The following is a 20049-nucleotide window of genomic DNA, read 5'->3' on the forward strand; positions in this document are numbered from 1 at the left end:
GATGTCCGAGTTCTACTCCGAGAAGGACGTGCAGCGGGAAGTCACCGAGCTGCAGGGCAAATCGGCGACGGCCGCCCGGCTGTTCGACATCCGCCGCATCATCGGCGGGCTGTTCGTGCTGTACGGCGTGATCGTCATGATCGCCGGCTTCACGGCGTCCGACGCCGACATCGACAAGGCGGAGGGCGTCAACATCAACCTCTGGACGGGCCTGGGCATGCTCCTGCTGGGCCTGTTCTTCCTGGTCTGGCTGAAGCTCCGTCCGGCGGCCCCGCCCCCGCCGGACGTCACACCGGACCAGGAGCCGCAGGACTGAGGCTCCGGGGACGACCGGCGCCCGGTCCCCGACCGGGCGCCGAGGCCGGCCGGTGCGCCTCACGACGTCCGGTGGAGCTGTCCCCCCAGGGCGGCGTGCGGCGTGTCACGGCTCCTGGTGCGGCGGGCCCGGCAGTGGGGTCGCTCGGTCCAGGAGGCCTGTGCGGGCTGCCAGGGCCGCTGCCTCCAGGCGGGAGCCGACGCCGAGTTTCATCAGGACCCGCTGGACGTGCGTGCGGGCCGTGGAGGGGGCGATGCCCATGCCCGCCGCGATCAGGCGCGTGTCCTCGCCGTCCGCGACGCGGACCAGCACCTCCACCTCGCGGGGCGTGAGCATCGACAGCAGCCGCTGCCCCTCGTCGTCCGGCTGGGCGGCGGGGTTCAGCAGCTCGGCGAACGCCCCCTGGAGCAGCTGCGGCGCCACGGCCGCCTCCCCCGCCCGGGCCTTCATGATCGCCCGCTCGACGCCCTCGATGCGCTCGTCGTGCCGGACGTAGCCCGACGCCCCCGCGGCGAAGGCCGCCGCGATGCCGCGCGGGTTCGGGACCGGTCCCAGCACCAGGACCGCGACCTGCGGCCGCTCCTGCTTGATCCGTACCACCGGGTCGAAGACGCCCGGCTCCGCCGGCGCGGCCGTGCCCAGCAGGCACACCTCCGGCGCCCGGGTGATCACCAGCTCCGCCGCCCCCGCGGCCGGCGCCGCCGCGGCCAGCACCCGGTGCCCCCGCAGCTTCAGCGCCGAGGCCAGCGCCTCGGCCAGCAGACGGTGGTCGTCGACCACCATGAGCCGCACTCCCATCGAGCAACCCCCCAGTCACCCCGGTCCCCCTGATGGAAGCCCCCCGGCTCCCCCGCTTCATGCCCCCGGAAGCTACACGCTTGTTCGACGTCGCGCTCCCCCTACCGGCGAGAATCGCCCCGGATCGAGGAAATTCCTCGCATACGAGGTTGACCGGCCCAAACGCGAACGGTCCCGCCCCTCAACAGGGACGGGACCGCTGTGGCCACCGCTCGGTCGGAAACCGACCGGACGCCGATCAGCTCGTACCGAAACCGACCGCGAGGTACTCCTCGTTGCCCGACGTGGACCGCTTGCTCGCGTACACCCGGGACATGAACAGGTGCCCGTCGGCGTAGAGGTACTCGGAGTAGTCCGGGGACATCCGGCTCTCCACGTCCCGCACCTGCTCGGTCGCCGGGTTCTCCAGCAGCTTGGTCTGCTTGAAGCTGCCGCCGTCGATGCTGACGACCTGCCCGCCCTTGTCGTACGGCGGGCGCTTGTAGGCGATCACGTTGCCGCCGTCCATGCGCAGCGGCGAGATCGTGTAGCCCTCGCCGGCGTCGGCCCGCTGGCCGGTCTGCTTGCCGGTGGTGAGGTCGAAGGCGACGATCTCGTTGGTCTGGCTGTACTTGCCGGTTCCGTCGTGCTCCTCGGTCGGCAGGTACAGCCGGTTCGGGCCGACGGCGATGCCGGTGCAGTACTCGATGCGCGTGATGCCCTCGCAGCGGGCCGCGAACTGCTCGCCCGGCGCGGCGATGCGCGTGCGCAGCTTGCCGGTCTTGTTGTCGATGGAGAAGAAGTCGGAGATGCCGCTGCCGTCGCCCGCGGAGTCGCCGACGTCGGCGGCCACGACGAGCGGGTCGGTCGACACGACGCTCGCGTACTCGATGTCCTCGGCCATCTTGTACTCGGAGACCACCTTCCCGGACTTCGGGTCGATGGTCTGGATGTGCAGCTGCCGCGCCCCGTACGACCCGCACTTGCGCACCGCGACGAGCCTCTCCCCGCCGCCGTACCCGGCGTCGTAGCAGGAGTCGCTCGTCTTGGGGCTCCACAGGAGCTTGCCGGAGGTGTCGAACGCGGCGCCGCCGCTGGTGCTGCCGACGGCCACGGTCTGTCCGCTGATCGTGACGTTGTTGAAGCTGATCGGGTCACCGCCCGTGTCGACCGTCTTGGTCCACAGCTTCTTGCCCCCGTCGAGATCGATCAGGGCGATCTGGCTGCACCCGTGCGAGGGCTGGGCCTTGGTGGGCATGGCCGGCTGGTAGAGGATCGCCGTCTTGCCGTCGTCGGTGGCGTGGCGGCTGGCCTGGCAGACCGGGCCGGGCAGCGGAACGGTCCACAACTGGGTGCCCTTGTCGCGGTCGTAGCCGACGATCTTGGCGATGCCGCTCTTGACGTATGCCTTGTCGGTGAGCCACGAGCCGGAGACGACGACGGTGCTGTCGTTCTTCACCTCGGGCGCCGGGACCTGGAAGAGGACCTTGGCGGTGGGGTCGGCCGGGGCCTTCTCCTCGCCGCCGGAGGCCCCGCCCTTGCCGTCGTCGGAGCCGCCGGTGCCGCCGCTGGAGCTGGCGGTGTCGTCCTTCTTGCCGTCGCCGTCACCGGACTTGGCGTACCAGACGCCGCCGCCGATGATCAGCGCGATCGCGACGACCGCGGCGACGATGATGGCCACCTGCGCGTTGAACCCGCCGCCGCCCTGCTGTCCGGCCTGCGGCTGCTGCGGCATGGCCCCCTGCGGGTAGCCGTAGCCGGGCTGCCCGTACGGCACCGTCGGAGGCTGCCCGTACCCGGGCTGCCCGTACGGGCCCGGCTGCTGGCCCGGGTAGCCGTAGCCCGGCTGCGGCTGCGGCGGCTGGGGCGCGCCCTGCGGGTAGCCGTAGCCCGGCTGCGGCGGGGCCGCGGGAGGCGTCTGCGGAGCCGTGGGGGGCGTCTGGGGAGCCGTGGGGGGCGTCTGCGGGTAGCCGTAGCCCGGTTCCGGGGCCTTGTTCAGGTTCGGACCGCCGGGGGGCGGCGGGGTCTGCGGGGGCTGGTCCTGGGGCGGGCCGAACCCGCCTCCCTGCGGGGGCTGCTGGGGCGGCGGAGGGGGCGGCTGGGTCATGACGTGAGTACCTCGGGGAAGGGGACGGACGGCGACGGGGGGACAAGCGGTCCGGGAGGGCGAAGAGTCACTTGCCGTAGGCGAGCATCAACTTCTCCTTGGAGTCGTCGTTCCCGCTCAGCCGGGTGGTGGAGAGGTAGAAGCGCCCGTCGACCCAGTCGATGTCCTTGGAGAAGAAGCCCTTCTCGATGTCCGCGGCGCCCTGCGGGTTGCGCAGCAGCTCGACCGGCTTGTGGCCGGCGCCGCCGGTCGGGATGGAGACGACCTGGCCGCCCCCGTCGTAGGAGGGCTCCACGTAGGCGATGAGCTTGCCGTCCTCGACCTTCATCGGGACCATCGACTCCTCGGCCGGGGACTTCACCCGCCACTTCTCCTTGCCGTTCGCCAGGTTGATCGCGACGATCTCGTTGGCGCCGGTGGTCGCCTTGGTCGGCAGGTAGAGCGTGTCGTCGTCGGCGGCGACGCCCTCGCAGCCCTGGAGTTCCCGCGCGAGGATGGCCCAGCCGCACTCGGGGGCGAAGTCCTCGTCGAAGCCGACCTGGGAGCGGAACTTGCCGCCGGAGGTGAAGGTGGAGATGTTCCAGGCCTTCTTGTCCTCGTTGGTGCTGTAGATCACCAGCGGGTCCATCGAGTAGGCGCGCGCGACCCGCCAGCCCTTGTCGAACTTCTGCGTCCAGCGGACCTTGCCGGTCCTCGGGTCGAGTTCCTGCACCTCGTCGTGCTGGTTGTTCCCGCCCGCACCGCAGGAGGAGACGGCGACGAGCCTCTCGCCGCCGGCGAACGCGGCCGGGAAGCAGGTGTCGCCGTAACGCTTCTTGTCGAAGAGCTTCTTGCCGCTGGTGACGTCGTACGCCGTGCCCGACTGGGAGCGGCCCACCATCAGCGTCTTTCCGGTGACGGTCAGCTCCACGGACAGGGTGGAGTCGAACAGGGCGCCGTCGGCGACCTTCTGCGTCCAGCCCTTCTTGCCCGTGTCGAGGTCGATCTCCTGGAGCTGGTTGCACTTGGCGCGGTCGCTGCTGCCGCTCATGTACGCCACGACGATCTTGTCGTCGGCCGTCTTCTGCGGGGTCGTCGCGCAGATCTTCTGCGGGAAGGTGACGGTGTCCCAGGCGGGCTTGCCGTCGGCCACGCCGAACGCGAGGAGCTGCTTGTAGGCGGCCTTCACGGCGGTCTTGTCCGTGATCCACATGCCGGGGGCCTCGGCGCCGGAACCGGGCGCGTCGGGCGCCTCCTTGTACCAGAGGACCTTGGCCTCGCCGGCCTTGCGCCCCTCGTTGAGGTTGTCGGGGTCCTCGCCGCCGTCGCCGTCGCCGTCACCGGGGTTGACCGGTGCGGAGGAGCCGCCCTTGGGGTCGTCGCTGCCCTGCGCGACCGGCTTCTTGTCCCCCTTGTCGTCGCCCGTCGCGGTGACGGCCCACACGGTGCCGCCGACCACGAGCAGCGCGGCGACGGCCGCGCCGATGACGGCGGCGGGCTTGCCCTTGAAGGGGCCGCGCGAGCCGCCGGGGGGCGGGGTGCCGGGCCCGCCGGGGTAACCCGGCTGCTGCGGGTAGCCGTAACCGGGCTGGCCGTACGGCCCCGGCTGCTGCGGCTGCCCGTACGGCCCGGGCTGCTGCGGCTGGCCGTAGGGTCCGGGGGCGTAGGGGCCCGGCTGCTGCGGCTGCCCGTACGGTCCGGGCTGCGGCGGGGGCTGCTGGGGGTAGCCGTAGCCGGGCTGCGGCGGGCCCTGCGGGGGCGGCGGCGTCTGGGGCGGGCCCTGGGGTGGCGGCGGGGTCGGTGCCCCGAAGCCACCGCCCTGCGGCGGCGGGTCCTGCGGTGCTCCGAAGCCACCCTGCGGCGGCTGACTGGGCGGCTGAGACATCAGTCGCTCCCCCCGTTTCACTGATTTTTCGCCACGCCCTGAGGCACCGGAGCGCTCAGAGTCGTTCCATAAAGTTCTAAGACGGCTCTTTCTATCACCCCGTTCCGACAAGCGAACGGGCCGTCCCATCCCCTGTTCCCAAGGGAGGACCGGCCCGTGATGCCCTCGTTACGCGCCTTCACGCGCCCTTCACGCGTCTTCGGCGAGTTCCAGCCAGCGCATCTCCAGCTCCTCGCGCTGACCGGCCAACTCGCGCAGCTCGGCGTCCAGTTCGGCCACCTTCGCGAAGTCCGTGGCGTTCTCGGCGATCCGGGCGTGGAGCTTGGTCTCCTTCTCGGAGACCTTGTCGAGCTGCCGCTCGATCTTCTGCAACTCCTTCTTGGCCGCGCGCTGGTCGGCGGCGCTCCTCTCCGGGGCGGCGGTCTGCTGCACGGCGGCGGGGGCCGAGGCGGCCGCGGCCTCCTCCATGCGCCGGCGCCGCTCCAGGTACTCGTCGATGCCGCGCGGCAGCATCCGCAGGGCGCCGTCCCCGAGCAGCGCGAAGACCCGGTCGGTGGTGCGCTCGACGAAGAACCGGTCGTGGGAGATGACGATCATCGAACCGGGCCAGCCGTCGAGGACGTCCTCCAGCTGGTTCAGCGTCTCGATGTCGAGGTCGTTGGTGGGCTCGTCGAGGAAGAGGACGTTGGGCTCGTCCATGAGCAGCCGCAGCAGCTGGAGCCTGCGGCGCTCACCGCCGGACAGGTCGCCGACCGGCGTCCACTGCTTCTCCTTGGAGAAGCCGAACGTCTCGCACAGCTGACCGGCGGTCATCTCCCGGCCCTTGCCGAGGTCGACGCGCTCGCGCACCTGCTGCACGGACTCCAGCACGCGTGTGGCGGGGTCGAGTTCGGCGACCTCCTGGGAGAGGTAGGCGAGCTTGACGGTCTTGCCGACGCGGATGTGCCCGCCCGCGGGCTGGGCCTCCCCCTCCGTCCGGGCCGCCTGGGCCATGGCCCGCAGCAGGGAGGTCTTGCCCGCGCCGTTGACTCCGACGAGGCCGATCCGGTCGCCGGGGCCGAGCTGCCAGGTGACGTGCTTGAGCAGGACCTTGGGGCCGGCCTGGACGGTGATGTCCTCCAGGTCGAACACGGTCTTGCCGAGCCGGGTGGAGGCGAACTTCATCAGCTCGCTGCTGTCGCGGGGCGGCGGGACGTCCTTGATCAGCTCGTTGGCGGCCTCGACGCGGAAGCGGGGCTTGGACGTGCGGGCGGGGGCGCCGCGGCGCAGCCAGGCCAGCTCCTTGCGGACCAGGTTCTGGCGCTTGACCTCCTCGGTGGCGGCGATGCGCTCGCGCTCGGCCCGGGCGAAGACGTAGTCGGAGTAGCCGCCCTCGTACTCGTAGACCGCGCCGCGCTGGACGTCCCACATGCGGGTGCAGACCTGGTCCAGGAACCAGCGGTCGTGGGTGACGCAGACGAGGGCGGAGCGCCGGGTCTGCAGGTGCCGGGCGAGCCAGGCGATGCCCTCGACGTCGAGGTGGTTGGTGGGCTCGTCCAGGACGAGCAGGTCCTGCTCCTCGATGAGCAGCTTGGCGAGGGCGATGCGGCGGCGCTCGCCGCCGGAGAGCGGGCCGATGACGGTGTCCAGGCCCTTGGGGAAGCCGGGCAGGTCCAGTCCGCCGAACAGGCCGGTCAGCACGTCCCGGACCTTGGCGTCGCCGGCCCACTCGTGGTCGGCCATGTCGCCGATGACCTCGTGGCGGACGGTGGCCTCGGGGTCGAGGGAGTCGTGCTGGGTCAGCACGCCCAGCCGCAGCCCGCCCGAGTGGGTGACGCGTCCGGTGTCGGCCTCCTCCTGCTTGGCGAGCATGCGGATGAGGGTGGTCTTGCCGTCGCCGTTGCGCCCGACGACACCGATGCGCTCCCCTTCGGAGACGCCGAGGGAGACGCCGTCGAGCAGGGCACGGGTGCCGTACACCTTGCTGACGTTCTCGACATTGACCAGGTTGACGGCCATTACTCTCCTGCCAAGGGGGATGGATCGACCCTCAAGGGTAGTCCGGCACGGGGGTGCTCCGGCGGGGCGTCCGCGCGCCTGCCGGGGGCCGGCCACCGCGCGCCTGCGAGGGGGGCGGCCGCCGCGCGCTCAGCGGCCCGTGAGCGTCGCCCCCGGAACCGGTCCTGCTGCCGTCCTGGCCGTGCGGCAGGTGCCGGAGGAGACGAGGGCCTGCGCCACCGCCGCCGCCGAGTCCGGGTCGCGGACCAGGAAGGCCGTGGTCGGGCCGGAGCCCGAGACCAGGGCGGCCAGGGCGCCCGCGGCGCGGCCCGTGGCGAGGGTGCCGGCGAGTTCCGGGAAGAGGGAGAGGGCCGCGGGCTGGAGGTCGTTGGAGACGGCCGCGGCGAGCGCGTCCGGGTCGCCCTTGGCCAGGGCGGCGAGGAGTTTCGGTGCGGCGACGGGCTCGGGGATGTCCGTGCCCTCGCCCAGCCGGTCGAACTCCCGGAAGACGGCCGGGGTCGACAGGCCGCGCTCCGCCATGGCGAACACCCAGTGGAAGGAGCCGCCGACCTCCAGGGGCGTCAGCCGCTCGCCCCGTCCGACGCCGAGGGCGGCCCCGCCGACGAGGCTGAACGGCACGTCGCTGCCCAGCTCGGCGCAGATGTCCAGCAGTTCCTCGCGGGAGGCGCCCGTGCCCCAGAGCGCGTCGCAGGCGAGCAGCGCGCCGGCGCCGTCCGCGCTGCCGCCCGCCATGCCGCCGGCGACGGGGATGTCCTTGGCGATGTGGACGTGGACGTCGGGGCTGCGGCCGTACCGCTCGGCCAGCGCGATCGCCGCCCGGGCCGCCAGGTTCGTGCGGTCCAGGGGCACCTGGTCGGCGTCGGGGCCCTCGCAGGTGACGCGGAGTTCCGCGGCCGGGGCGACGGTGATCTCGTCGTGGAGGCCGACGGCGAGGAAGACGTTGGCCAGGTCGTGGAAGCCGTCGGGGCGGGCGGCGCCGACCGCCAGCTGGACGTTGACCTTGGCGGGGACGCGGACCGTGACGCTCACGCGGACTCCTCCCGCCGGACGGGGGCCGCCTTGTGCTCGGCGATCCGCGCGAACTCCTCCACCGTCAGGGACTCGCCCCGGGCCTGCGGCGAGACGCCGGCGGCGACGAGGGCCTCCTCGGCGGCGGCCGCGGAGCCCGCCCAGCCGGCCAGCGCGGCGCGCAGCGTCTTGCGGCGCTGGGCGAAGGCCGCGTCCACCACGGCGAAGACCTCCGCCTTGGACGCCGTGGTCTTCAGGGGTTCGGTCCGGCGGACCAGGGAGACCAGGCCGCTGTCCACGTTCGGCGCGGGCCAGAAGACGTTCCGGCCGATGGCGCCGGCGCGCTTGACCTGCGCGTACCAGTTGGCCTTGACCGAGGGGACGCCGTAGACCTTCGAGCCGGGGGCGGCGGCGAGCCGGTCGGCGACCTCCGCCTGGACCATGACGAGGGTGCGCTCGATGGTCGGGAAGGTGTCCAGCATGTGCAGCAGCACCGGGACGGCCACGTTGTAGGGCAGGTTGGCGACCAGCGCGGTCGGGGCGGGCCCCGGCAGGTCGGTGACGTGCATGGCGTCGGAGTGCACGAGGGCGAACCGGTCGGCGCGCTCGGGCATGCGGGCCGTGACGGTGGCGGGCAGCGCGGCGGCGAGCACGTCGTCGATCTCGACGGCCGTGACCCGGTCGGCGGCCTCCAGCAGTGCCAGGGTGAGCGACCCGAGCCCCGGGCCGACCTCGACGACCACGTCGTCGGGGCGGACCTGTGCGGTGCGGACGATGCGGCGGACGGTGTTCGCGTCGATCACGAAGTTCTGTCCGCGCTGTTTGGTGGGGCGTACGCCGAGGGCTGCCGCGAGTTCTCGGACGTCGGCGGGGCCGAGCAGGGCGTCGGGGGCGGGGCTGGTCACGGGGACAAGGGTACGGGGGAGGGTGCGGGGGGTCGCGCACCCGGCCGCCGGGCCCGCTACTGGTGCAGCCGCCCGCCGCAGTGCGGCCAGGGGCTCGCGCCCCGGCGCACGTACAGCTTCTTGGCCCGGTAGGTCTGCTCCGCCGCCGGGGCGTCCTGGGGGCGGCCCCGGCCGCCGAGCTTGTGCCAGGTGTGGGTGTCGAACTGGTAGAGGCCGCCGTAGGTGCCCGAGGGGTCGACGGCGTCCGGCCGGCCGCCGGACTCGCAGGCGGCCAGGCCCTGCCAGTTCAGGTGGTCGGCGCCCCGCACCGACTCCGGGCGGGGTTTGGTGCCCACCTTCACCTCCTGCGGGCGCGGCGCGCGCACCACCTCGGAGGTCAGCCGGCGCGGTGTCTGGCGGACGCCGTTGACCGTGCGCACGGCGTAGGTGATCCGGCGCAGGCCCGGCTCGCCGGGGCTCGCGACGACCTCGGTGCCCCGGAACAGGGTCGGGTCGTCGGTGCGCCGCACCTGGAAGGGGATGGCCTCCTCGCGGATCTCCCGGCCCCCGGTGATGCGCAGGACGGTGACGGTCTGCCCGTCGCGCGGGAAGCTCGTCTGCGCGACCGAGGTGGTGTCCTGGCCGCGCAGGGTGATCCCGGCCTGTTCGACGGCCTCCCGGACGGTCGCCGCATTGGTGCGGACGGTGCGGGCGCGGCCGTCGGCCATGATCGTCACGGTGCGCTCGGTGCGGACGTCCAGGGTGAGTCCCGCGTGCCCGATGGGCCGGGAGCGCGAGGTGGACACGTACGCGCCCTCCTGCCGTACGCCCAGCTGGCGCAGGACACCGGCGACCGTGCGGGCCGTCGTCCACACCTCGCGCCGGTGGCCGTCGAGGGTGAGCCGCACGGGGCGGGCGTGGAGCACGGACACCTCGTCGCCGTTGCCGAGGCCGGCGCCGTGCCCGGGGGTCACCACGTCGTGGGCGCCGACTTCCACGCCCTCCTCGGCGAGCAGTTCGGTGACGTCGTCGGCGAAGGTGTGCAGCGTGCGCTCCTGGCCGTCGACGCTCAGCTCGATCGCCTTGTCCTCGGCGACGAACGCCGTGGTGCCGCCCGCCAGGAAGGCCACGACCAGGGCCTGCGGGAGCAGGCGCAGCACGGAGCTGTCGGGGCGTTCGACGAGGCGGGTGCGGCGCCGGCGCGGCGATCTGCGGTGCGAGCCGGTGCGCGAGGCGGCTCGCGATCCGGCGCGCACCCCTGCGTCGCCGTCCGGGTCGTCATACTCCGTGCACGCGGGCGGAAGGTCGCCGGCCGGTGCGCCCTGGCGGGGCAGACCGGGCAGGGTCGGGCCCTCGTAGGCGGGGCGGTAGGTGTCCGCGTAGGCCGGCCGGTAGGGGTCCGCGTAGGCGGGCGTGCCGTACGCGAGGGTCTCGGCGCTGTGCAGATCGGCGGGCGGCACGGCGAGGCCGCCGTACGCCGCCTCGGCGTAGGCCGGGCCGTACGTCTCGTACGTGTCGTACTGCGGGCTGCTCACGCCGACAGGCTCCAGGGGCCGGGGGGAGTCCAGAGGGGTCCGGATCGGGCCCCCAGAACCTAGCGGAGCGCTCGTCACTCTCCAAAGCGACGCGACTACGCACAGTCGTGCGGGAGAGGCCGGGGGGTCAGTACCCGAACGCGCGCGCGGTGTTCGCGCCGAGCGCGGTGGCCAGCGTGTCCTCGTCGGTGCCGCGCACCTCGGCCAGGGCGCGCACGGTGATCGGCACGAGGTAGGGGGCGTTGGGCCGGCCCCGGTAGGGCACGGGCGTGAGGAAGGGCGCGTCGGTCTCCACCAGCAGCAGCTCCAGCGGGGCCACCGCCACCGCGTCGCGCAGGTTCTGGGCGTTCTTGAAGGTGACGTTGCCGGCGAAGGACATGAAGTAGCCCGCGGCCGCGCAGATCTCCGCCATCTCGGCGTCGCCGGAGTAGCAGTGGAAGACGGTCCGCTCGGGGGCGCCCTCCTCCTTCAGTACCCGCAGGACGTCGGCGTGGGCCTCGCGGTCGTGGATGACGAGGGCCTTGCCGTGCCGCTTGGCGATCTCGATGTGGGCGCGGAAGGACCGCTCCTGCGCGTCCTTGCCCTCGGGCCCGGTGCGGAAGTAGTCGAGTCCGGTCTCGCCGACGCCCTTGACCTGCGGGAGCGCGGCCAGCCGGTCGATCTCGGCGAGGGCCTCGTCCAGGGCCGCCGGGCCGCCGGGCTCGCGGGCGCCCTGTCTCGACCACCCGTCGGGGTCGCCGTGGACGATCCGGGGCGCCTCGTTCGGGTGCAGCGCGACCGTGGCGTGGACGGCGTCGTGCGCGGCGGCCGTCTCAGCGGCCCAGCGCGAGCCCGCGAGGTCGCAGCCGACCTGCACGACCGTCGTCACTCCGACCGACGCGGCCTTCGCCAGGGCCTCCTCGACCGTGCCGGACTGCATGTCCAGGTGGGTGTGGGAGTCGGCGACCGGTACCCGCAGGGGGTCCGGCAGCGGGGGCGCGGTGTGCTTGTCGGGGTCGTTGGCAGGCATGCCCCGATCCTACGGAAGGGCGACGCCCTCCCCCGCGGGGGAGGAGGCGGGGAGGGCGTCGACGGCAAGGGGAGCCGGACGGGTCAGCTCGCCTTGCGCTGGAAGGGGTGCAGCAGGTCGGACAGGTGCCAGTGGTGCTGCACCCGCGGGGTCCGGGTGGCCGCGGCCTCCGGGACGGGTGCCTCGACGGGTCCGGCGGGCGGCGGCACCCGGCGGGAGCCGTAGGCGGCGTCCCGGGCCGACGCGACCCGTCCGGGCCGCATGATCCGCACGACGTGCCCGTCGCAGTTGTGGCAGGCGGGCCTGCTCAGCGGGGAGGGCACGACCCGGCCGTCGGCCACGTAGAGCACGAACTCGTGCCCGGTGGCGTCTGTGTGGTGCTCTATCTCGTACGACTGCTCCCAGCCGTGCCCGCAGCGCATGCAGGCGAAGGAGTAGGACTCGTTGACGACGGCACTCGCACCGGCGCGAAGCCCGGTCCGCCCTGCGATCTCACTCATGCCGGCTCCTGTTCCGCTGTGGCGTGGGAACGGTTGCGTCCCCGCACCCCAGTGGACTCCCCGGCCGGGCGGACGGCAGCAGACCTGCCGACGAATTGGCCCCGATTTGGGCGGCCCTTGTCCCAGGGGCAGATCACCTTTGCCCACCCATGGGGCGCACGCTCAAACGACAAGCGCCCTGCTCACAGGCGTGTGCGGGAGTCAGCCGGCGTTCTTCGCGGCGACCACGGCGTCGAAGACGACCCTCTTGGGCACTCCGGCCTCCTGGGCCACGGCGGCGATCGCCTCCTTGCGGCGCTCCCCCGCCTCCTCGCGCGTGCGCACCCGCCGCACGAACTCCTCGGGCCCCACGTCCTCGGGTCCCTTCTCGGGCGCGCCCTCGACCACCACGGTGATCTCGCCGCGCACCCCGTCGGCGGCCCACTCGGCGAGTTCGCCCAGACCGCCGCGCCGGATCTCCTCGTAGGTCTTGGTCAGCTCCCGGCACACCGCGGCCCGCCGCCCGGCGCCGAACACCTCCGCCATCGCCGCCAGCGTGTCGTCCAGCCGGTGCGGGGCCTCGAAGTACACGAGGGTGCGCCGCTCGTCCGCCACCTCCCGCAGCCGCCCGAGCCGCTCCCCCGCCTTGCGGGGCAGGAAGCCCTCGAAGCAGAACCGGTCCACGGGCAGCCCCGACAGCGCCAGCGCCGTGAGCACGGCGGACGGCCCGGGCACGGCCGTCACCCGCACGTCCCGCTCCACGGCGGCGGCGACCAGCCGGTAGCCCGGGTCGGACACGGACGGCATGCCGGCGTCCGTGACGAGCAGCACCCGCGCCCCGCCCACCAGTTCCTCGACCAGTTCGGGCGTGCGCGCGGCCTCGTTGCCCTCGAAGTAGGACACCACCCGCCCCCTGGGCGTGACGCCGAGCGCCTGGGTCAGCCGGCGCAGCCGCCGCGTGTCCTCGGCGGCGACGACGTCGGCCCCGGCCAGTTCCTCGGCGAGCCGGGGCGGGGCGTCCGCGATGTCGCCGATGGGGGTGCCTGCGAGTACGAGGGTTCCGGTCACGCCCCCATCCTCCCAGGGGCGGAGGATGCGGACGCATACCGGTCATGGACGGGACTCACACAGCACGGTTCCCTACGATGGCGCGGTGACCAGTACCGCGTCCTCCACGGACACCCGGCAGGGCCAGGCGCCGCTCGAGCAGCGGCCGCCCTGGCAGCAGCGGCTGCGCCGCTTCGGCTACCAGGGGCAGCCCGGCAGCGACGCCGGTGACGTCCGGGACCGGCTGGTGCCGCCGTACACCGAGCCCTCCCCGCGGCTGTGGGGGGCGCTCGGCGTGCCGCACGCCCTCGCCGGGCGGCTGGTGCGCTGGTCGGGCTGGATCGGGCCGCTGCTGGTGACGCTGCTGGCGGGGGTCCTGCGGTTCTGGAACCTGGGCAGCCCCCGGGCGGTGATATTCGACGAGACGTACTACGCCAAGGACGCCTGGGCGCTCGTCCACCGCGGCTTCGAGGTGAACTGGGCGAAGAACGCCAACGACCTGGTCCTGTCGTCGGGCGGGAACGTGAAGCTCCCGACCGACGCGGCGTACGTCGTGCACCCGCCGGTCGGCAAGTACGTCATCGGGCTGGGCGAGCTGATGTTCGGCTTCGACCCGTTCGGCTGGCGGTTCATGACGGCCCTGCTCGGCACGCTGTCGGTGCTGCTGCTGTGCCGGATCGGCCGGCGCCTGTTCCGCTCGACGTTCCTGGGCTGTCTGGCCGGTGCGCTGATGGCGCTGGACGGGCTGCACTTCGTGATGAGCCGCACGGCGCTGCTCGACGGTGTGCTGATGTTCTTCGTGCTGGCCGCGTTCGGCTGTCTGCTGGTCGACCGGGACCGGGCCCGCGCGCGGCTGGCCGCGGCGCTGCCCGTGGACGCCGACGGCCGGGTCCGGCCCGACCGGTACACGGCCGAGACGGCCCGCCTGGGGTGGCGGCCCTGGCGCTGGGGGGCGGGCCTGATGCTGGGTCTGGCCATCGGCACCAAGTGGAACGGCCTGTACATCCTGGCGGCGTTCTGCGTGATGGCGGTGCTGTGGGACGTCGCCGCGCGCCGCGTCGCCGGTGCCCGGCACCCGTACACGGCGGCCCTGAAGCGGGACACGGGCCTGGCGTTCGTCGCCACCGTGCCCGTCGCCCTGCTGACCTACCTCGCCTCCTGGACCGGCTGGTTCCTGTCCGCCACCGACGGTTCCGGCGGCTACTTCCGCAACTGGGCGGCGACCGACGGCAAGGGCGGCAGCTGGACGTTCCTGCCCGACTGGCTGCGCAGCCTGTGGCACTACGAGCACCAGGTCTACGAGTTCCACGTGGGGCTGTCCTCGCCGCACACGTACCAGTCCAACCCGTGGAGCTGGCTGGTCCTGGGCCGCCCGGTGTCGTACTTCTACGAGTCGCCGGCTCCCGGCAAGGCCGGCTGCCCCGCCGACGCCGGTGAGAAGTGCGCCCGCGAGGTGCTGGCCCTCGGCACGCCGCTGCTGTGGTGGGTGGCCTGCTTCGCGGTGCTGTACGTGCTGTGGCGCTGGTTCTTCCGCCGCGACTGGCGCGCGGGGGCCATCGCCTGCGGCATCGCGGCGGGGTACCTGCCCTGGTTCATGTACCAGGAGCGCACGATCTTCTTCTTCTACGCCGTCGTGTTCCTGCCGTTCCTGTGCCTGGCGGTGGCGATGCTGCTCGGGGCGATCGTCGGGCCGCCCCGTTCCGGCGACACCCGCCGGGTCGTCGGCGCGACGGCCGCGGGCGTCCTGGTCCTGCTGATCGCCTGGAACTTCATCTACTTCTGGCCGATCTACACCGGCCAGGCCGTCCCGATCGACGACTGGCGGTCGCGGATGTGGCTGGACACATGGGTGTGAACGGTGTTCGGTCAAAAATCGAAACTCCGGTACCACCAGTAACCGCTTGCGCATAGAGTGCCCCCGATCGAGCTTCTGAACGCGTTCAAACGGTCGCGTGCGGCTCAACGGGGAGGGGCGCCCAATGGGCAAGGGGGTCAAGGCCGCCGTCATAGGCGGGGTGTTCGCGGTGATGGTGGGCGGGGCCGGTTACGGCGCCTACAACATCCTCGGGGCGCTGGACGGCGACGGCATCGGCGGGGTCGCCGCCGAGAAGAAGTCGGGGCCGCCCGACGAGGACGAGGTCGAGGAGACCACGGACGCGTTCTTCAGCGCCTGGGAGAAGGGCGAGAGCGTCCGGGCCGCGTCGTACACGAACAACGACGCGGACGCCGGCCGGGTGCTGAGCGCCTTCGCCGACGACGCGCACATCACCGCCGTGCGCGTCACCCCCGGCCCGGCGAAGGGCACCACCGTGCCGTACACGGTCAAGGCGAAGGTGTCCTACGGCGGGAAGTCGGCGCCGCTGACCTACCGCAGCGAGCTGAAGGTGGTGCGCGGCGTGACCACCGGGCGGGCGCTGGTCGACTGGCAGCCCTCGGTCGTGCACCCGCGGCTGAGGAAGGACGACACCCTGGTCACCGGGCAGTCGGCCGACCCGCCCGTCGAGGCCCTCGGACGGGACGGGTCGAAGCTGACGAAGGAGAAGTACCCCTCCCTCGGACCGGTGCTGGACGCCCTGCGCGAGAAGTACGGCGAGAAGGCCGGCGGCTCACCCGGCGTCGAACTGGTCGTGCGGCACGCCGGCGGGAGCGCTCCCGACACCCCGCTGCTCACCCTCGCCAAGGGCAGGCCGGGCCGGCTCACCACGACGATCAGCCCCACCGCGCAGGCCGCTGCCGAGAGGGCGGTCAAGCGGTTCGCCCAGTCGTCGGTGGTCGCCGTCAAGCCCAGCACCGGCGAGGTCCTGGCCGTCGCCAACAACCGCGCCGACGGCTTCAACGCGGCCTTCCAGGGCCAGGCCGCCCCCGGCTCGACCATGAAGATCATCACCGCCGCCATGCTCATCGACAACGGCGTGACCTCGATGAACGGCCCGGCGCCCTGCCCCGACACGGCGACGTGGCAGAGCCAGACGTTCAAGAACCTGACGGGCATGAAGCCGAACGAGGACGCCACACTGGCCGACAGCTTCCTGCGCTCCTGCAACACCGCCTTCGTCAAGCTCATCGACGAGAAGCCGCTGACGGACGCCTCGCTGAGCCAGGAGGCCGAGCGGCGCTTCGGACTCGGACGGGACGACTGGAAGACGGGCATCGCCTCCTTCGACGGCAGGGTTCCCGCCGTCGGGGGCCCGGACCGGGCCGCCGGGGCCATCGGCCAGGGCCAGGTGCAGATGAGCCCGCTGAACATGGCCTCGGTCACGGCGACCGCGATCACCGGCGCCTTCCGCCAGCCCTACCTCGTCCCGCCCGGCCTGGACGACCGCCGGCTGGCCCGGGCGGAGGGCCTGAGGGCGGGCACCGCCGCACAGCTGAAGCGGATGATGCGGCTGACCGCGACGCAGGGCACCGCGCGGGAGGCCATGAGCGGGCTCGGCGGCGACATCGGCGCCAAGACCGGCTCCGCCGAGGTCGAGGGCAGCGCCCGCTCCAACAGCTGGTTCACCGGTTTCCGGGGCGACGTCGCGGCCGCGGCCATGACCGAGCAGGGCGGCCACGGCGGCGACGCGGCCGGGCCGATTGTCGCAGCCGTGCTACGAACAGGAGGCTGATCCCGCCCCCACCCGACGGGACTCTAGGGTGGGGGCCGTCGTTGGGACAGCCGAGGGCGGCGGGGGCCCACGGGACTTGCGGAGGAACGAACAGCAGTGGGCAACAGAAGGCGCGTCGCCGAGCGACGGAAGACGAACCCCGCGGTGATCGGCTCGGTGCTCGCCGTCGTCGTCGGCGGAGCCGGGTTCGGCGCCTACGCGCTGTTCGGCGGCGACACCGCGGCCGACAGCGGTTCACGCGCGGTGTCGGACGAGAAGCCCGAGGTCAGGACGGGCCCGCTGGCCCGCACCGAGGTCACCGCCGCCGCCCGCGCGTTCCTCGGCGCCTGGCAGTCCGGCGAGGTCGCGCGGGCCGCCGCCGCCACCGACGACACCGCCGCGGCGAAAGCCCTGCTCACCGGCTACAGCAAGGACGCCCACATCAAGGACGTCACCCTCACCCCCGGCCGGCCCAGCGGCGCCGAGGTGCCGTTCGCCGTCAAGGGCACCGTCTCCCACAAGGGCACCGACAAGCCGCTGGCCTACGACAGCGCGCTGACCGTCGTACGCCGCGCCGGTGACGGCAAGCCCGTGGTCGACTGGCACGCGACGGTCGTCCACCCGGACCTGAAGGACGGCGACCGGCTGGTCACCGGCGAGGCGGGCACGCCCCCGGTGAAGGCGCTGGACCGCGACGGCGGCGAACTCACCACCGCGAAGTACGCCTCCATCGGCCCGCTCCTGGACGGCCTGCGCGAGAAGTACGGCAAGGAGGCCGGCGGCACGGCCGGCATCGAGCTGCGCGTCGTGCGCGGGAAGGCCGCCAAGGGCAAGGACCTGTCCGACAAGACGCTGGTGGAGCTGAGCGAGGGCACCCCGGGCACGGTGAGGACGACCCTCGACCCCGGTCTCCAGGCGGCGGCCGAGCGGCAGGTCGCCCGCAAGGCCCGGTCGTCGGTGGCCGTGCTGCGGGTGTCGACGGGTGAGATCCTGGCCGCCGCGAACGCCTCCCGGGGCTTCAACACCGCCCTCCAGGGCTCCCTGGCGCCCGGGTCGACGATGAAGGTCGTCACCTCCTCGCTGCTGATCGAGAAGGGCCTGGCGTCGGCCGACAAGAAGCACCCGTGCCCCAAGTACTTCACCTACGGGCACTGGAAGTTCCAGAACGACGACAAGTTCGAGATCAAGGGCGGCACCTTCAAGGCGAGCTTCGCCCGCTCCTGCAACACGGCCTTCATCAGCCAGGCGCCGAAGCTGAAGAACGACGACCTCACCAAGCAGGCCCAGCAGGTGTTCGGTCTGGGGCTGGGCAACTGGGCGATCGGGGTGCCGTCCTTCGACGGTTCGGTGCCGGTGCAGTCGGCCGCGCAGATGGGGGCGTCGCTGATCGGCCAGGGCGGGGTGCGGATGAACCCGCTGAACATGGCGTCGGTGTCGGCGACCGTGAAGGCCGGCACCTTCCACCAGCCCTACCTGGTGTCCCCGGACGTCGACGGGCGCGAGCTCGCCACCCCGTCCCGCACGATGTCGGCGAAAACCCTGTCGCAGCTGCGCGAGCTGATGTCGTACACGGCCCGGTACGGCACGGCCGCCGAGGCGATGGCCGGGGTCGGCGGCGACACGGGCGCCAAGACGGGATCGGCCGAGGTCGACGGGCAGAAGAAGCCGAACGGCTGGTTCACCGCCTACCGGGGCGACCTCGCCGCGGCGGGTGTGGTCCAGCAGGGCGGGCACGGCGGGTCCACGGCCGGGCCCATCGTGGCGGCGCTGCTGAAGGCCGGCGGCTGAGGCCGCGGGGTCAGTGGGTGACGGGTTCGGCGGCGGCCGTGTAGGTCCGCCGCAGGAACCGCAGCAGCGTCGGCCGCTCGAACTGCACCACCGACACGCCCTGGGCGGAGTGGAACTCGACGATCGTCTGCACCCGGCCGCAGGGCCAGACCCGCACCTCACCACTGCCCGCCGGGCTGCGCAGCCCCTCCTCCAGCAGGCGGCGGTCGAACCGCCACTCGCGCCCGCCGGCGCCGGGCAGCCGCACGGTGACGCAGCGGGGATCGCCGTCGGGGTCGTACCGAAGACTGACCGGGACCGCCTGGAGTTCGTCGATCAGGGGCACCGCCGTCTCCGTGATGATGTGGGCTCGCGCGTACTGCTCGACTACGGACATCGGACAGCCCTTTCACCGTGCGCCACCGTCGTGGAGGATGTGCAGCCACCACCTCTCCAATGTCCCATATTTTCCGGTTTTCACCCTTTGTGGAGGCACATCTCACGGATGAGATAAAACGAGCGGCACGCTCTTGCACATCGTTCGCATCAAGCCACATCATCGAACAGTGCACGTACCTGACGGATTCATCGACGCCCCCACCTCCGCCGCCACCGGTGTGCTCGCCGCGGGTGCCATCGCCGTGAGCCTGCGCGGCGCCCGCCGCGAACTCGACGAGCGCACGGCCCCGCTGGCCGGCCTGGTCGCGGCGTTCATCTTCGCGGTGCAGATGCTGAACTTCCCGGTCGCGGCGGGCACCAGCGGGCATCTGCTCGGCGGGGCACTGGCCGCGATACTCGTCGGCCCCTTCACCGGGGTCCTGTGCGTGTCCGTCGTCCTGCTGATGCAGGGCATCCTGTTCGCGGACGGCGGGCTGACCGCGCTGGGCGTCAACGTCACCGACATGGCGATCGTCACGGTGGTCGTGGCCTACGCCGTCTTCCGCGGCCTGGTGAAGGTGCTGCCCCGCACGCGCCGGACGGTGACCGCCGCCTCGTTCGTCGCCGCCCTGCTGTCCGTGCCGGCCGCCGCGCTGGTCTTCACGCTGCTGTACGCCGTCGGCGGCACCACGGACGTCTCGATCGGCAAGGTCGCCACCGCCATGATCGGCGTGCACCTGCTCATCGGCATCGGCGAGGCCGTCATCACCGCGCTGACCGTCGGCGCCGTCGTCGCCGTGCGCCCGGACCTGGTGTACGGGGCGCGGGGCCTCACGCGGAAGCTGAAGCTGCGGGTGAACGGCGAGCTGGTCGACGCGCCGCAGGCCGGGCCCGAGCCCGTCGCCGCCCGGTCCTCCCACCGCAGGGTGTGGGCCGCCGGTCTGGTCACCTCGCTGGTCCTCGCCGGGTTCGTCAGCTTCTACGCCTCCGCGAACCCCGACGGCCTGGAGAAGGTCGCCGGCGACAACGGCATCGACGAGAAGACCGAGGAACACGCGGCGGCCGACTCCCCGCTCGCCGACTACGGCGTCGAGGACGTCGACGACGCCCGCCTGTCCGGAGGGCTGGCGGGCGTCATCGGCGTGGGGGTCACGGTCGTCGCGGGCAGCACCGTCTTCTGGGCCGTCCGCCGCCGCCGGAGCGGTGACACCTCCCCCTCCGACACCGTGCACGCGACGGGCGACGGGGAACCGGCGGACGCCTCGGCCGGTGCCCGCACCACGGGCGTCTGAC

General features: G+C 72.9%; 16 protein-coding genes. 5 read left to right on the top strand and 11 right to left on the bottom strand.

The window, feature by feature from the left end:
- Position 1: 1 nt before the first annotated feature.
- Complete coding sequence (locus tag ACZ6ZN_RS26405; protein ID WP_469650012.1) at positions 2-316, top strand: hypothetical protein; 315 nt, start codon at positions 2-4, stop codon at positions 314-316.
- Positions 317-421: 105 nt separating this feature from the next.
- On the opposite strand, the gene ACZ6ZN_RS26410 is transcribed toward ACZ6ZN_RS26405, so the two are convergent.
- The 10 genes from ACZ6ZN_RS26410 to rsmI form a co-directional block, all read right to left on the bottom strand.
- Positions 422-1114 carry a helix-turn-helix transcriptional regulator gene (locus tag ACZ6ZN_RS26410; RefSeq protein WP_398111076.1) on the bottom strand — a complete coding sequence of 231 codons (693 nt, stop codon included), beginning with the start codon at positions 1112-1114 and terminating at the stop codon, positions 422-424.
- 238 nt (positions 1115-1352) lie between these two features.
- Entirely contained in the window at positions 1353-3200 is a 1848-nt protein-coding gene (locus tag ACZ6ZN_RS26415; RefSeq protein WP_469650015.1) for an outer membrane protein assembly factor BamB family protein, read from the bottom strand.
- 67 nt (positions 3201-3267) lie between these two features.
- Positions 3268-5064 carry an outer membrane protein assembly factor BamB family protein gene (locus ACZ6ZN_RS26420; protein ID WP_469650017.1) on the bottom strand — a complete coding sequence of 599 codons (1797 nt, stop codon included), beginning with the start codon at positions 5062-5064 and terminating at the stop codon, positions 3268-3270.
- A gap of 189 nt (positions 5065-5253) precedes the next feature.
- Positions 5254-7062, bottom strand: a complete 1809-nt coding sequence (locus ACZ6ZN_RS26425) for an ABC-F family ATP-binding cassette domain-containing protein (RefSeq protein WP_469650020.1) — start codon at positions 7060-7062, stop codon at positions 5254-5256.
- Between the two features lie 129 nt (positions 7063-7191).
- The gene (locus tag ACZ6ZN_RS26430) at positions 7192-8091 is read right to left on the bottom strand and encodes a 4-(cytidine 5'-diphospho)-2-C-methyl-D-erythritol kinase (RefSeq protein ID WP_469650022.1); all 900 of its coding nucleotides are present in this window, start codon (positions 8089-8091) and stop codon (positions 7192-7194) included.
- On the bottom strand, positions 8088-8975 hold the full coding sequence (gene rsmA / locus ACZ6ZN_RS26435; RefSeq protein ID WP_451876740.1) for a 16S rRNA (adenine(1518)-N(6)/adenine(1519)-N(6))-dimethyltransferase RsmA: 888 nt from the start codon (positions 8973-8975) through the stop codon (positions 8088-8090). The genes ACZ6ZN_RS26430 and rsmA overlap by 4 nt, the downstream gene beginning before the upstream one ends.
- 56 nt (positions 8976-9031) lie before the next feature.
- Entirely contained in the window at positions 9032-10489 is a 1458-nt protein-coding gene (locus ACZ6ZN_RS26440) for a ubiquitin-like domain-containing protein (RefSeq protein ID WP_469650025.1), read from the bottom strand.
- Between the two features lie 127 nt (positions 10490-10616).
- Positions 10617-11498: a TatD family hydrolase gene (locus ACZ6ZN_RS26445; protein WP_451876738.1), complete on the bottom strand. Its 882-nt coding sequence runs from the start codon at positions 11496-11498 to the stop codon at positions 10617-10619.
- A gap of 83 nt (positions 11499-11581) precedes the next feature.
- A complete protein-coding gene (locus tag ACZ6ZN_RS26450) occupies positions 11582-11998 on the bottom strand; it encodes a hypothetical protein (RefSeq protein ID WP_469650028.1) in 417 nt (138 codons plus the stop codon).
- A 201-nt stretch (positions 11999-12199) separates the two neighbouring features.
- Positions 12200-13045: a 16S rRNA (cytidine(1402)-2'-O)-methyltransferase gene (gene rsmI, locus ACZ6ZN_RS26455; protein WP_398111067.1), complete on the bottom strand. Its 846-nt coding sequence runs from the start codon at positions 13043-13045 to the stop codon at positions 12200-12202.
- 85 nt (positions 13046-13130) lie between these two features.
- On the opposite strand from rsmI, the gene ACZ6ZN_RS26460 reads away from it, so the two are divergent.
- The 3 genes from ACZ6ZN_RS26460 to ACZ6ZN_RS26470 all read left to right on the top strand — a co-directional run bounded on the left by ACZ6ZN_RS26460 (position 13131) and on the right by ACZ6ZN_RS26470 (position 18399).
- A complete protein-coding gene (locus tag ACZ6ZN_RS26460; protein ID WP_398111066.1) occupies positions 13131-14879 on the top strand; it encodes a dolichyl-phosphate-mannose--protein mannosyltransferase in 1749 nt (582 codons plus the stop codon).
- A gap of 124 nt (positions 14880-15003) precedes the next feature.
- Complete coding sequence (locus tag ACZ6ZN_RS26465) at positions 15004-16632, top strand: penicillin-binding transpeptidase domain-containing protein (RefSeq protein ID WP_469650032.1); 1629 nt, start codon at positions 15004-15006, stop codon at positions 16630-16632.
- Between the two features lie 96 nt (positions 16633-16728).
- Positions 16729-18399 (top strand): penicillin-binding transpeptidase domain-containing protein, encoded by a 1671-nt coding sequence (locus ACZ6ZN_RS26470; RefSeq protein WP_469650033.1) that lies wholly within the window; start codon positions 16729-16731, stop codon positions 18397-18399.
- Between the two features lie 10 nt (positions 18400-18409).
- Here the strand turns inward: ACZ6ZN_RS26470 and ACZ6ZN_RS26475 are convergent, their stop codons facing one another.
- Positions 18410-18775, bottom strand: coding sequence for an SsgA family sporulation/cell division regulator (locus tag ACZ6ZN_RS26475; protein WP_398111063.1), 366 nt, complete (start codon positions 18773-18775; stop codon positions 18410-18412).
- A gap of 169 nt (positions 18776-18944) precedes the next feature.
- Here ACZ6ZN_RS26475 and ACZ6ZN_RS26480 point away from each other — a divergent pair, with 169 nt between their 5' ends.
- A complete protein-coding gene (locus ACZ6ZN_RS26480; RefSeq protein ID WP_451876734.1) occupies positions 18945-20048 on the top strand; it encodes an energy-coupling factor ABC transporter permease in 1104 nt (367 codons plus the stop codon).
- Position 20049 lies beyond the last annotated feature (1 nt).

It is taken from the genome of Streptomyces sp. NPDC053665, from assembly GCF_055585285.1.